8 protein-coding genes are annotated in these 13,906 nt (G+C 71.4%); 3 read left to right on the top strand and 5 right to left on the bottom strand.

Translation table 11 applies throughout. The features are described from left to right. Window positions 1-102 precede the first annotated feature (102 nt). Window positions 103-2,514: an endopeptidase La gene (lon, locus tag WMF44_RS04960; protein ID WP_437297962.1), complete on the top strand. Its 2,412-nt coding sequence runs from the start codon at window positions 103-105 to the stop codon at window positions 2,512-2,514. A gap of 6 nt (window positions 2,515-2,520) precedes the next feature. Here lon and WMF44_RS04955 read toward each other — a convergent pair whose 3' ends face one another. From WMF44_RS04955 to WMF44_RS04940, 4 genes are all read right to left on the bottom strand, one after another. Continuing rightward, the gene (locus tag WMF44_RS04955; RefSeq protein ID WP_437297961.1) at window positions 2,521-3,432 is read right to left on the bottom strand and encodes an N-acetylmuramoyl-L-alanine amidase; all 912 of its coding nucleotides are present in this window, start codon (window positions 3,430-3,432) and stop codon (window positions 2,521-2,523) included. 162 nt (window positions 3,433-3,594) lie between these two features. After that, on the bottom strand, window positions 3,595-4,779 hold the full coding sequence (locus WMF44_RS04950) for a DNRLRE domain-containing protein (RefSeq protein WP_437297960.1): 1,185 nt from the start codon (window positions 4,777-4,779) through the stop codon (window positions 3,595-3,597). A gap of 771 nt (window positions 4,780-5,550) precedes the next feature. After that, window positions 5,551-6,597 (bottom strand): hypothetical protein, encoded by a 1,047-nt coding sequence (locus tag WMF44_RS04945; protein ID WP_437297959.1) that lies wholly within the window; start codon window positions 6,595-6,597, stop codon window positions 5,551-5,553. 221 nt (window positions 6,598-6,818) lie between these two features. Further along, entirely contained in the window at window positions 6,819-8,042 is a 1,224-nt protein-coding gene (locus WMF44_RS04940) for an MFS transporter (RefSeq protein WP_437297958.1), read from the bottom strand. A gap of 165 nt (window positions 8,043-8,207) precedes the next feature. On the opposite strand from WMF44_RS04940, the gene WMF44_RS04935 reads away from it, so the two are divergent. Further along, on the top strand, window positions 8,208-9,068 hold the full coding sequence (locus tag WMF44_RS04935) for an MBL fold metallo-hydrolase (RefSeq protein ID WP_437297957.1): 861 nt from the start codon (window positions 8,208-8,210) through the stop codon (window positions 9,066-9,068). 270 nt (window positions 9,069-9,338) lie between these two features. Next, a complete protein-coding gene (locus WMF44_RS04930; protein WP_437297956.1) occupies window positions 9,339-11,216 on the top strand; it encodes a hypothetical protein in 1,878 nt (625 codons plus the stop codon). A gap of 103 nt (window positions 11,217-11,319) precedes the next feature. Here WMF44_RS04930 and WMF44_RS04925 read toward each other — a convergent pair whose 3' ends face one another. After that, window positions 11,320-13,782 (bottom strand): ATP-dependent helicase, encoded by a 2,463-nt coding sequence (locus tag WMF44_RS04925; RefSeq protein WP_437297955.1) that lies wholly within the window; start codon window positions 13,780-13,782, stop codon window positions 11,320-11,322. Window positions 13,783-13,906 lie beyond the last annotated feature (124 nt).

The raw sequence follows: 13,906 nt of genomic DNA, 5'->3' as shown, positions 1-13,906 counted from the left end.
CCACCGCTCCGCGCGCGGCTGACCACGATTCTCGATGCTTCCGCGCCGAAAGGAGTTTTCGGTACGGTCCTCCATGGCATGAGGTTCGCACAAAGGCCGGCCATGCCCGAGCGCCGATCGTTGCCCGTGCTCTCGTTGCGCGACACCGTCCTCTTCCCTGGGATCGCGACGCCCATCACGGTCGGACGGCTGAAGACGCTCCGCGCGGTGGAGGCCGCCCTCCGGGTCGAGGGGGAAGACAAGCGCATCTTCGCTGTCGCCCAGCGCGACGCCGCCGAGGAGCCCACCGCGGCCGGCCTCTTCTCGATCGGCGTGATCGCCCGCATCACCCAGGTGCAGCGGTTCGGGTCGGGCCTTCAGCTCGTGCTCTACTGCGAGCGGCGAGCGGCCGCGCCCCGCTACACCGAGGTCGATGGCGTGATCCGCGCCCCTGTCATCGAGCTCGCCGATCTACCCCTCCGTCCAGAGGAGGACGGCGCCCTGGAGGCGCTCTCCCGCGAGGTGCGCGAGCGGGCCGTCGAGTACGGCCGTCACCGCGGCGCGCCCGAGGACGTGCTCAAGCAGTTCGTCGGCAGCATGTACGGCCCGGCCGAGCTCGTGAACCACATCGCCTTCTACCTGGACCTCCCGACCCCCGAGAAGCAGGCGCTGCTCGAGATCCTCTCGACGGAAGAGCGGATGCGCAGCCTCGCGCTGCACCTCTACCGGCAGATCGGCATCGTCGAGACCCAGGAGAAGATCAGGACGACCGTCGAGGAGGAGCTCGGCGAGCGGCAGCGGGAGATCTACCTGCGCGAGCAGCTGCGCGCGATCCAGAAGGAGCTCGGCGAGGAAGACGACGAGAACGCCGCCGCACGTCTTGAGCACAAGCTGCAGCGGGCCAACCTGCCGGCGGAGATCCTGCAGGAGGCCCGGCGCGATCTCGCGCGCTTGCGGCGCATGGGGCGGGAGACGTCGCCCGAGGCGCAGGTCCTCATGACGTGGCTCGAGTGGGTGGCGGATCTGCCCTGGAGCCAGCGGACCGACGACCACGTCGATCTCGATCGCGCGCGGGCGATCCTCGACGAGGATCACTACGGCCTGGGCGACGTGAAGGACCGGGTGCTCGAGTTCCTGGCCGTCCGGAAGCTGCGCCTGGAGCAGGCCAGGAGCGAGGGCGAGCGGAGCCGCGCGATCTCCCGCGGGCCGATCCTGCTCTTCCTCGGTCCGCCCGGGACCGGCAAGACGTCCATCGCGGAGTCGATCGCGCGGGCGCTCGGGCGCAAGTACGTCCGCGTCTCGCTGGGCGGCGCGCGCGACGAGGCGGACATCCGCGGCCACCGGCGCACGTACGTGGGCGCGATGCCCGGCCGCATCCTCCAGGGCATCAAGCGGATCGGCTCGAAGAACCCGGTGATCGTCCTCGACGAGGTCGACAAGCTCGGCGCCTCCTACCAGGGCGATCCTGGCGCGGCGCTGCTCGAGGTGCTGGATCCGGCGCAGAACGACGGCTTCGTCGACCACTACCTCGGACTGCCGTTCGACCTGTCCGAGGTGCTGTTCATCTGCACGGCGAACTTCCGCGAGACGATCCCCCCTCCGCTGTTCGACCGGATGGAGCCCGCGCTGTTCGCCGGGTACACCGAGCAGGAGAAGCACGAGATCGCCCGGAAGTACCTGCTCCCCCGGCAGCGGAAGGAGTGCGGGCTGCGCGAGGAGCAGCTGCGCGTGACGGGCACGGCGATCGGCGGGATCATCAGCGGATACACGCGCGAGGCGGGCGTGCGGCAGCTGGAACGGACGCTCGGCGCGCTGGCGCGGAAGGCCGCGCGCCGGATCGCGGCCGGCGAGATCGAGCGGGCTGTGGTGGGCGCCGACGACGACGTGAAGGAATTGCTCGGCCGCGCGAGGATGCGCCTTGAGCGGAGGCTCCAGTACGATCAGCCGGGGGTCGCGACCGGCATGTATTACACGCAGATGGGTGGCGACATCATGCACGTCGAGGCGAGCGTGATGCCCGGCAAGGGCGATTTCGTCCTCACGGGGCAGCTGGGCGACGTCATGAAGGAGAGCGGCCGCGCGGCGCTGAGTTATGCGCGAGCGCACGCGGCGGAGCTCGGCGTGCCGTCCGATCGGCTGCAGCGGCGGGACGTTCACATCCATGTTCCGGCGGGGGCGGTACCGAAGGACGGGCCGAGCGCGGGCGTGACGATGGCGGTGGCGCTTGTGAGCGCCCTGTCGGGCAGGCCGGTCAGGAGCGACATCGCGATGACGGGGGAGATCACGCTTCGCGGGACGGTGCTGCCGATCGGGGGGATCAAGGAGAAGGTGCTGGGGGCGCACCGCGCAGGGATCTTCGAGATCCTGCTGCCGGCGGACAACGAGGCGGATCTCGACGATCTGCCGGCCGAGGTGAGGAGCTCGCTCGAGTTCTACCTGGTGAACACGCTCGACGAGGCGCTCGCGCTCTGCCTGCGGCTCCGCTCGATCCGCCTGGAGGCGCCCGAGGAGATGCCGCACGCGCGGGCGTCCTGACGCGCCTCAGGTGGGCGGCGGGGAGACCGGCGCGCCGTCGCCGCCGAGCGCGCTGGCGCCGCCGAGCGCATCGGCCAGCGCGGCGGCGGCGGCTGCGGCGAAGGCGTCGAGCGTGGCGGGCTCGGTCCAGCGGGTCGCCTCGCGGGCGTCGAGCGCGTGGTGGGTCTCGACGAGGATGGAGGGCATGGAAGGGCGGCGCAGCACGAAGATGCGCTGTCCCGGGGGGCGCCGGTCGAGGAAGACGCCGGGCTGGGCGGTGTCCGGCGCGTACAGGCCGCTGTACGCGGCGCCGTCGTAGGGCAACAGGCCTGCTTCTTCCATGCGCCTCGCGAAGCCGCGCGCGAGCGCGAGCCGGAGGGCGCAGAGGGCCGGATCACCTTCGTCGGACCACAGGACGGCGAACCCCGGCGCGGCGAGGCTGAGCGGGCACTGGCGGCCCTGGACGGGCGACCACGTCTCGGCCCTGCCGCGCACGTCCGAGTGCAGGCTGACGAAGGCGTCGGCGCCCCACCGGGCGGCGTCCTCGACGCGCTCCGCGTAGGGCAACGGACGGTCGCCGGCCCTGCCCACGCGCGCCTCGAAGCGCCCGGTGGCGTTGAGCCGCTCGGCGAGGGCGCGCGCCGCGGCGAGGGTGAAGTCCTGCTCGTCGACGCAGAAGCAGGAGAGGTTGCCGGTGTTGCCGGGGGCGCCATGTCCGGCGTCGAGGTAGATGCGGCGGACCCCGAAATCCCGTGGAAAGACGGCGGAGGGGGCGACGACGCGGGCCCCTGGAAACGGCCACCCGCTCGGCGCGATCGGGAGCTTGAGGGCGCGCCGCGCCGCGATCTCGCGCGGGGAGCCCGGGGCGAGCGCCCGTGAGAGGGCGGCGACGCCGGCGGCGCCGGCGAGACCGAGGACGAGCTTCCTGCGCGAGATCACCGCGGCTCCGCTTGCTATCAAAGGCGGAGCGCGGCGTCAGGTTCTCGGCAAACGAGCGTGGCCGAGGTGACGAAGGAGGCGTGACGTGGCGACATCCCGAGATCGCCCGGGACGTCCAAGAGCTCGTGATCCGGCGCGCCCCGCACCTCGGCCGGAGCCCCGCTACTGGGCCGGCGTGTAGCAGACCTCGAGCTTCGGCCGGTTGGCGATGTTCGTTTGCTCGCTCGAGCGGATGTCGGTCCGACCGTTCACGTCGTGGAGCGCGACGCCGTGGTTCGGGGAACCATCCACCCAGGACTGGACGAGGGCCGCCACGTTGGCGGTCACGACGGCGCTCGCCTGGCCGACGGTGGCGATCGAGGCCTCGACGGCCGCGTTGTACCCGGGGAAGTTGCCGGCGTGCACGGTCGACTCCTGCCAGGGGCCGTTCACGCGGTGCAGCTCGATGGTGCTGGCGCTCTCCTTCCACGTGTGAGCCAGCGAGAGGGTCGCGGATTCGACGTCGGAGCCCGCCGGGATGAACGACAGATCGAAGGCCAGCACGCCCAGCTGCACGCCCTCCGGGAACGTGTTCATGACGACGTACGGGTAATCGCCGTACGGCCACGAGACGCCGGGCTGGATATGCGCATCCTGCACGCTCCCGTAGGTGCCGCGCTGCACGACCACGCACACGGGCTCGGCGGGCGGGGGGGGCTCGCAGGCGTCGCCGATGCCGTCGGCGTCGGCGTCGGCCTGGGAGGGGTTGGCCAGCGCCGGGCAGTTGTCGCACGAGTCGAACACCCCATCCTGATCCGTATCGGCGGCGACCACGGTGACGTTATCGAGCAGCGTCCCCTGGCCGTTCGAGGTGCCCAGGTCGTTGAACTGGAGGCGCGTCGTCGTGCCGGAGGCCACGAGGGTATAGGTGTAATAGACCCATGCGGAGCTGGCGGTCGTCAGCGTGGCCACCTGCTGGCCACCCCAGACGACGCCGAGCACGTTCTGGCTCGCGGTCGTGCCGGGGCGCGCGGCGAAGGCGAACCGGAGCTGGTAGGTCGCTCCCGGGACGGTCGTGAGGTTCTGATAGATGCCGCTCGAGGTCGAGGCGTCCAGCTCGACGTGCTGCTCGCCGTGCGCCGGGTTCATGCCGTTCGAGTGGTCATAGACCTGGATCTGACCATAGGCGGCCTGCCAGCCGGTGATCGAGCCGTTGTAGATCGACGACGTGCCGGGCCACACGTCCGGCGATTCGAAGCTGCCGTTCGTGACGATGTTGCCGGAGGGGAGCACCGAGCAGGAGACGAGCGCCGCCGCGCCCTCGCCGATGGCATCTTCGGTATCGTCGTGCGGCTCGGGTGCCGCCACGCAGCCGGAGATCATCAAGGCGAATGCGAGCGCGGACGCGGAAGCAGACGCGGAAGCAGACGCGGAAGCAGACGCGGAAGCGGAAGCAGCAGCAGAGATCGACAGATGGGCGGTTCTCATGGGAGAGCTCCTCGTTGCGGCGCCGCCATAGCTGCGCCGCGTCGCGCGGCGATCTGCCGCACGGTATGGACTTTGAAATCACTATTTACAAACAAGCGAAACGTTGATATGATGTTCCATTTGCCCGAAGGCGGAGCGCTGAAGGAGTCATTCGTCAATCAGCGCGTGCGGCGGGACGGCACGACGAGACGGTCGTCACCAGGCGTTCGCCTCCCGGATCGTGGCCGACCTCGACCTCCCTGGCCTCAGGCGGCTCTCGCTCCCCTGAGCCGGATGAGGGTCGTCGCGGGCCTGGCGATCGATGGACGGAGTCGGGCGAGCGCGGTCACTAGCGATTCTTGCAGCAGCCAGCCGTAGCGCTGTCTGGTTATATCATGAAATGGGCGCGCGGATCATCGACTTTCGCATCAGCCGGCGCCGCGACGCAAAAGGCTGTCCCCTGATCTCGTGACAAAAAGAGCTATGGTGGGCACCGCGGGCGCCGAGGGAAGAGGAGAGAGTAAAAATTATTCATCTCTCCTCGTTCCTCGTCCCTCGGCGTCTTGCTGCGTCGCCTGGCCGCCCTCCGTGCCTCTACGGTTCAATTTCTCCGTGTCATTGAACCGCGCGCGGTGCTCCCCGCGCTGAGACGACGCGGCGGCGCGCCGCCGCTCACCCCGGACACGCCGCGCTGCACCCTGCTCCCCCGCAGTCCACCCCGAGCTCGTCGCCGTTCTCCACGCCGTCCCTGCAAATGGGCGGCTCGCACGCTCCGGCCCAGCAGACCCCGCTCTCGCAATCCTCGCCGGACGCGCACCCGCGGCCGTCCGGGCAGCGGCGCGGGCACGTGCCGCTGCAGTCCACGCCGGTCTCATCGCCGTTCTTCACGCCGTCGTCGCACGTCGGAGCCTTGCAATGGGCCATCGCGCACACCCCCGACTGGCAATCCGCCCCGACCTCGCACGGGTCCCCGCCCTTGCACGGCTTGCATGGCCCACCGCAGTCCTGCGACGTCTCTCCGCGGCCCGCGTCGAGCGCCTGATTGACGCAGTGGACCGGCACGCAGAACACCCCATCACACGCCAGCCCGGAAGGGCAGTGCAGCGTGGGATCCTCGTCGAGGCACTCGACGCAGCGCCCCTTGTAACACCGACCCGAGCCCGAGACGGGGCAGATCACGTTATCGAGCAACGCGTTGAGCGGCTGATCGTAGTCGCACAGATCGGTCGTGCACTGGTTGCCGTCGTTGTACACGTCGTAGGCCGGCACGCTGATCACGTTCCCCTCCGGGGTACACTCGTCCTGCTTGCAGTCGCCGCGGATCTGCGAGACGAGCCGCCCCGGCCTGATCTCGAGCTCGCATCTCCCCTCCACGCACCGACCCGCGCCGCACCGCGGGTCCGGCGGCCCTGGGCAGTCCGCGGCGTCTTCGCACCACCCCGTCGGTCGGTCGATCACGCCCGAGCACTCCAGCGTTCCTTCCGCGCACTCGTCGCAACCCCGGCACTTGAGAAAGCAGTCCGGCTCCTCCTCGCCCGGCGGGCAGCAGATCACCTGGCCCGGCTCGGCGCAGACGCAGCGCTCCTCGACGCAGACCGTGCCCGGCACCGTCTGTTTGCTGGACAGGCAGTCGTCCGTGGTCGCGCAGTCGCCACCCATGTACGGGACGTCGCCACAGGCGAAAGGGAGCGCCGAGGCCGTGAGAGACAAAATTCCCACGATCCAATGCTTGGAAGAGATCATCGTGCGTCCAGTCCTCCGGCACAAGGCTGGGCAACCGGCACCCCGGCGGCCCCAATCCGCCGAGGTGTCGTTGGCCTGATCGTCGAACGGGCGCAGTATGGCGCGCCGTCCCTGCGGCCGTCACGCAAGTTTTCGCCAGTTACACCCTCTGGCGGGGCGAGGCGCTCGCGGGCCGGCCGATCGACGGCCGGGCCTGCTCACCCCTCGCCCGCTCTCCGCTCCCGCAGCGGCAAGAGCAGCCCGAGGAAGGCGACCGAGATCACGGTCCCCAGGGCGAACAGGCCTGCATAGCCGAGCCGCTGGGCGACGGCGCCCGAGAGCCACACAGCGGGCGATTTGCCGAGCACCTCCACGCTGGCCAGCAGCGTGTAGTGCGTCGCGCCGACCGACCGCCGGACACGCGACATCATGAAAGCGAACACCGCCGTCGTGAGGGCGCCGCCGAAGAGGTGCTCGGCCACGGTGACCGCGACGACGGCCTCCGCGGTGGGCGCCCCCGCCGCGGCGAGGTACCACTCGCCCGCCATCGCCACGGTGCGCAGCGCCGAGGTCACCGCGACGGCGGCGAGCAGCGGGATCCGGTGCGACAGCAGGCCTCCCGCGAGCGAGCCGGCGATCGACGCGACGAGGCCGTACGTGCCCACCCAGAGGCCGATCCGGTGCGGCGGGAAGCCGGCGTCGACGAGGAACGGCTTGAACATCATGTCGACCATCGCCTCGCCGAGCTTGTAGGTCCCGAGGAAGGCGACGACCCAGAGCGCGCCAGGCGCCCGCAGGGCGGCGAAGACCGCCGCGAGCACCTCGCGGAGCGACCGGCGCGCGCGCGCCTCGACCTCGCTCGCGGGAGGCTCGCGCAGCGCGAGCGAGGCCAGAGCCGAGAGGAAGACGAGCGCGGCCATCGCCCCGAACTGACCACCCCAGCCGATCCAGGCGCTCGCCCAGACGAGCAGCCCGCCCGCGACGAGCATGCCGACCTTGTAGCCGACCACCTGCGCGGCGTTCGCCAAACCGAGCTCACCGCGCCCGAGCAGATCGATCGCGAGCCCGTCGACCGCGATGTCCTGGGTGGCCGCGAGCAGGTTCATCAGGAAGACCAGCGCGAGCAGGGCGCCGAGGTGGCGCGACGGCGGGACGAACGCGGCGGCCGCGCACGTGAGCGAGAGCAGCACCCCGAGCGGCAGGATCCACGAGCGGCGCCTGCCGATCCGCTCCCAGCCGTAGCGGTCGACGAGCGGCGCCCAGAGCGCCTTCGTCGCCCACGGGATCGCGAGCGCTCCGGCGAAGCCCACGCCGGAGAGCGAGACGCCGCTCGCCCGCAGGAAGACGGGGAGCGCCGTCGCCTGGAAGCCGAACGGGATGCCCTGTGCAAAGTACAGCGCGGCGAGGGCGGCGATGGTGCCGGCGCGCGTTCGGTCTGCCACGACCGACAATCGTAACCGAGCGGACGAGCTTCGGTCGCCGGAAACACGGACACTGGCGTACGATTCGATCTCGATTCGATCTCGATTCGATCTCGATTCGGCCCCGATCTCGATGAGCACGCCGCACCGACTCACCCCGTCCGACGGCCGGACGAGCCCGCACCGATGATCGCCGACACGTTCTCTCCGCGGTCGCTCGCGCCGGCGGGCACGGTCCGGGTGCGGTGGCTGGGCACGGCGGGGTTCGCGATCGAGCACGCCGGCGCGGTGGTGCTCATCGATCCGTATCTCACGCGCGCCTCGCTCCTCCGTTGCGCGATCGGCCGGCTCGTCCCCGACGTGGCCGCCGTCGCGCGCCACGCGCCGCGCGCCGACGCCGTCATCGCGGGCCACACCCATTTCGATCACGCGCTCGACATCCCGGAGATCGCGCTCCGCACCGGGGCCACGGTCTTCGGCTCGCGCTCCGCGGCGGCGCTCTGCCGCGCTTCCGGCGTCCCCGAGGCGCGCGTGCGCGACGTCGAGCGCGCGCCGGGCGGCGAGCCCGTGGTCGCCGAGATCGGCCCGTTCCAGCTGCGCTTCTTCCCGAGCGCCCACTCCCGCCTGCTGCTCGGCCGGGTCCCCTTCCCCGGCGACATCTCCGATTGCGAGCAGGTCCCGCTCCGGGCCGAGCGTTACCGGTGCGGCGCCGTCTTTGCGGTGGAGATCCGGGTCGCGGGCCGGCGCATCGTCCACCTGGGCAGCGCGGAGCTCGCCGAGGCGGGCCTCGATTGCAGGGAGCCCGACCTGCTCCTGCTCTGCGTGGCCGGCTGGACCGCCTCGAGCGATTTCCCCGAGCGCGTCGCGCGCGCCCTGTCGCCGCGCGCTGTGCTCTTCTCGCACTGGGACAATTTCTTCCTGCCCCTCGATCGCCCCGCCGTCGCGCTCCCCGCGATGCAGGGGGAGCGCCTCGCACAGCGCCTCGGCCGGGCGTCGCGCGACATGAGATTGGGCGTGCTGCCACTGCTCGGCGAGGTGTGGATCTAGGTCGACGCGCCTTGTCTCCTCGCCGCCCCCGGGAACTTTGGACAAGCGTGGGGAGGGAGCGGGGAGGCCTTCCCCGGCCAGCGCGCTGCGTGCGAGAGGCCGCGCGGCGTCGCCTCGGCAGTCGCTTGCGACGATGGCGGAGCTCCGGCTAGATTCGCGCGCGCATGAGCGCCTCCCGTCGCTGGCCCTCGTCGCGCGCGAAGCGCTCATCGCGGCCGCTCTCCGTCACCCGCTTTTCCGGGCGGGCATCACAGATCAGGTGAGGATACCTTGATTTCGTTCATCGCCGCCTTCAACCTGCCGGACGCGAGCGATCGCGATCCCGCTGCGGTTCTCCGCCGCGCGGCGCTCCTCGTCGGCGAGCGGATGTCCTCCATGGGCCCTGCGCCCCGGATGACGCTGGAGGTCCTGCCAGAGGTAGGCGGCGGGTGGGCGCTCCTTACGCCGGCGACGCCGGAGCCGCGGGCGCGGCTCGACCTGCTCGATCAGGTGGTCACCGACACGCACGCCGTGCTGTTGTTCGGCGAGCTGCAAGGTGAATCCAGGGCGTCGCCCGCGAGCGCCGTCCTCCGCGCCTGGATGTCGGGCCGCGGGGACTCGGTGGCCGCGCTCGACGGCAACTTCTCCGCCATCGTCGTCGACCGCGCGGAGCGCACGGCCTCGGTGATCTCGGATCTGCTCGGCCGCCGGGCGCTGCGCACCCTGCACGCGGGCGGGGTCCTCTACGTCTCCCCGCACGACGTCGCGCTCGTGGCGACCGGGGCGTGCCCTGTCGTGATCGACCACGCCTCGGCGTGCTCGATCATCACCGCCGACTGGTCCATCGGCGGGCGGCCGCTGCTCGCGCGCGTCGAGCCGTGCGATCCTGCGCACTGGCTGCGCCTGCGGGGCGGCCGCCTGGAGCGGCTCCCCGCGCCGCTCGATCTGTTCGAGCGCCGCATCGACGCGCGTGACGCGGCCGCCGTCCGGGAGCGAATCGACCGGATCGTCGACACCATGCGCGAGAACACGCGCTTCGCCGCGGCGAGCAGCGACACGGTCCGGGCCGACCTCACCGCAGGCATCGACAGCCGCGCGGCCTTCGCGCTGGTCGCGTCGGTCGTGCCGGCGGAGCGCATCGTCGCCAAGACCACCGGCGCGACCGACAGCCTCGACGTGCGCGTGGCCAGGCGCATCGCCGCGCTCGTGGGCGCACGCCACGAGCACCGCGAGCTGGATCTGCCCATCCACGACGATTTCAGCCGTCACGCGGATCTCATCGCGTTTCACATGAACGGCGATTCCAGCGCCAAGCGCGCGATTGACAGGTATCCGAGCTGGGACGACCGCCCCGTGGGCTTCGAAGGCGGCGGAGGCGAGATCTTCCGTGGCTATTACTATGCTCGCCCCGGCCAATACACGCGGGTGGCCCGCGCCAGCGCGGACGACGTCGCGGCCTTCTTCGTCCGGAAGTGGCGCCGCCCGGCAGCGCTGAGCTTTCGCTCCCCCGATCCTCTGGCCGCCGTCCGCGAGCGCACCCGCTCGGTGGTCGAGGCGATGTTCCGGCGCTCGCCCGACCTCCACGACGTGCTCGATCAATTCTACCTCTTCGAGCGGTATGGCCGCTGGGGCGCGATCACGTCGCGCTTCGCCTGGTGGAAGACCTTCTCCCCGTACGCGAGCCCATCCGTCGTGCGGCTGGCGTTCGGCCTGCCCTCCCCGATTGGCACGCACGCCGGCCTCCACGACGCCATCGTGCGCCGCTTCTTGCCGTCCGCGCGCGGCATCCTCGTGAACGACAACTCCCTGCTTGCGCTCCAGGGACCCGGGCTCTCACGCCTGCTCGCGCGCGATCTGCTCTATGTCACCGGCGAGCTCTGGCGAGCGGCGAGCGCGTGGCGCGGCCGCTCGGGCAAGAAGCGCCGCTCGGCGGACGCCATGCGCGCCGACATGCTCGCGGGGCCGCTCCACGACCACGCGCGCGACGCGCTCCTCTCGCGAGACAGCATCGCCGTGGACCTGCTCGGGCACGAGCCCGTCGCCCGCCTGCTGGACGAGCACAGGGCGCGCCGGCAGCACCTGGAGACCCTGTGCAACCTCCTCGGCATCGAGCATTTTCGGCGCCTCGCCACGTCCACCGCCGCGGCCGCGGCCGCGTCCAGCCGCTGACACCGGGTCGCGCCGGGCCGTGAGAGGGGCCCGGCCGCTGGGCCGCGCTTCCCGCGCGGCCGGAGCCGTCCCTGGTCAACGCGCTGCCAGCGCCCCGCCCCTCTCACGGCCCGGCGCGCAGGAACGCCACCTTGATCCGCTTCTTCCCCCACCCGGAGAACTTCACGGTCGCGATCGGATCCGCCCCGGGATCCACGCTCTCGACCACGCCCGGCCCGAACCGCTCGTGGTACACCCGCATCCCGCGCCGCAACGCGAGCCCCTCGCCGCCCTCGGCGCCCGGGTCGACCGCCTCCCGCTCGACATACCGCTCGCCCGGCGCCCGGTCGGGGACGTCCATGCCGCGCGCCATGGCCCCCCTCGCCGGCTCGCCCTCCCGCGAGAACCGCGCCCCTGCGAACCGCTCGTCAGCCTGCGCCCCGGGCCTCCGCTCGCGGCCCTCCCACGAGCGCTCCTGCCCGCCGAACCGGAGCCCGGACGCGGCGTACCCGCCGCCCCCGCCGAAGCCGCCCTCGACCCGGCGCTGCGCCATCATGCTGGCGGGCGTCGCGATCGGGCGCACCGAGGCCGGCGGCAGATCCGCGAGGAAGCGGCTCGGCAAGCCGTAACGCGTCTGGCCGAAGATCGCCCGCCGCGCCGCGTGCGTGATCCAGAGCCGCTCGCGCGCCCGCGTGATCGCGACGTAGGCCAGCCGGCGCTCCTCCTCGATGTCGCCCTTGCGGTTCGGATCCTGGCTCCGGAACGGGAACAGGTCCTCCTCCATGCCGGTCAGGAACACCGCGTGGAACTCCAGCCCCTTCGCGGCGTGGATCGTCATCATCGCCACCTTGGGCACGTCCGCGAGCGCGTCGACGTCCGACACGAGGCTCACCCGCTCGAGGTAGCCCGCGAGCGTCGCCTCGTCGCCCGCGGCGGTCGCCTCCTGCTCGTAGTCGACGAGCGACTGCACGAGCTCGCGCAAGTTCTGGAGCCGCGCCTCCGACTCGACGCTGTCGTCCTGCTCGAGCGCCTTGGCGTAGCCCGACCGCGCGAGCACCTCCTCCGCCAGCGCGCTCGGCGACGCGCTCTTCGCCTCGGTCATGAGCCCGTGGATCAGATCGCGGAAGCCGAGCAGGCTGCGCTTCGCCGCCGACGCGAGCGGCGGCAGCTGGCCCCCCGGCATCGCCGACGGCGGCACCCGCCCTTCCAGGAGCGGATCGATCGCCTCGAACAGCGACACGCCCAGCAGATCCGCCGCCTGGATGAGCTTGTCGACCGTGCTCTGGCCGATCTTGCGGGCGGGCACGTTGATGATGCGGTTGAGATCCACGTCGCTCTTCGGGTTCGCGATCACGCGGAGGTACGAGAGCAGGTTCTTCACCTCCGCCCGCTCGAAGAAGCGCGTGCCCCCGATGATCTGGTACGGGATGCGCGCCTCGCGCAGCACCTCCTCGAGCACGCGCGACTGCGCGTGGATCCGGTAGAACACCGCGATCTCGTTCGGCGAGACGCCCTCCGCGATGAGCTCGCGGACGCACTCGACCACCCACGCCGCCTCGTCGTGCTCGCTGTCCGCCGCCACCACGTCGATCGGCGTGCCGTCCTGGTTCGCCGTCCAGAGCTCCTTCGGCTCGCGATCCGACGCGTGGCGGATCACGCCGAGCGCGCCCCGCACGACGTGCCCGATCGAGCGGTAGTTCTGCTCGAGCTTCACCACCGTCGCGTGCGGAAAATCGCGCCGGAAGCCGCGGACGATCCGGACGTCCGCGCCGCGCCAGCGGTAGATGCTCTGGTCGTCGTCGCCGACCACGCAGAGGTTGTCGTGGCTCTTGCAGAACGCCCGGACGAGCCGGTACTGCACCTGGTTCACGTCCTGGAACTCGTCCACGAGCACGTGCCGGAAGCGCCCCCGGAGATCCTCGCCGGCGTAGCTCGTCGGGTCCTCCGCGATGCGCAGCACGGCGAGCAGCAGGTCGTCGAAGTCCACCGCGCTCGCCGCCTTGAGGTGCCGCTCGTACGCCTCGAAGCACCGCGCGATCGCGTCGTCGAAGTAGCCCTTCCGCTCGAACTCGGCGGGCCCCCGCCCCTCCTGCTTCTCCGCGTGGATGCGCGAGAGCACCTGGCGGGGCGGATAGCGCCGATCGTCGAGGTTGAGCTCCTTGAGCACGCGGTTCATGACCGCCCGCTGATCGTCGTCGTCGTAAATGATGAAGTTCTTGTCGAGCCCGGCCGCCTCGTGGTGCCGGCGCAAGAGGCGCGCGCACACCGCGTGGAACGTGCCCACCCAGAGGTCCTTCACGATGTCGGGCCCGATGAGCCCCTCCAGCCGGCGCTTCATCTCGGTCGCCGCCTTGTTCGTGAACGTCACCGCCAGGATCCGGTAGGGCGGGACACGGTGCGTGACGATGAGGTTCGCGATCCGGTACACGATGACGCGGGTCTTGCCGCTCCCCGCGCCGGCGAAGATGAGGAGCGGCCCCGCCGCGTGGCTGGCCGCGCGCGCCTGCGGCTCGTTCAGCTCCTCGTGAGGGAGGCCAGGCTCGGGCGGCGGAGAGCGGTCGGCGTCGTGTGCGGCGAAACGATCCACACGGGGTCGCTAGCACGACCTCCGCGCGAGCGGGAGCCCGCCGAGCCCCGGAGCCCCCACCGGCGCTCTCCTGCTTTTTCCCCGGCAAATCACGCCCGCTGGCCGTAACCTCGCACGCGCGTGC

This window comes from Sorangium sp. So ce426, from assembly GCF_051475585.1.
In the GTDB taxonomy this organism is placed as follows: Bacteria; Myxococcota_A; Polyangia; order Polyangiales; family Polyangiaceae; genus Sorangium; species Sorangium cellulosum_B.
The sequence above is the reverse complement of the archived record's forward strand: the minus strand, read 5'-3'. Positions and strand labels throughout refer to the sequence as shown.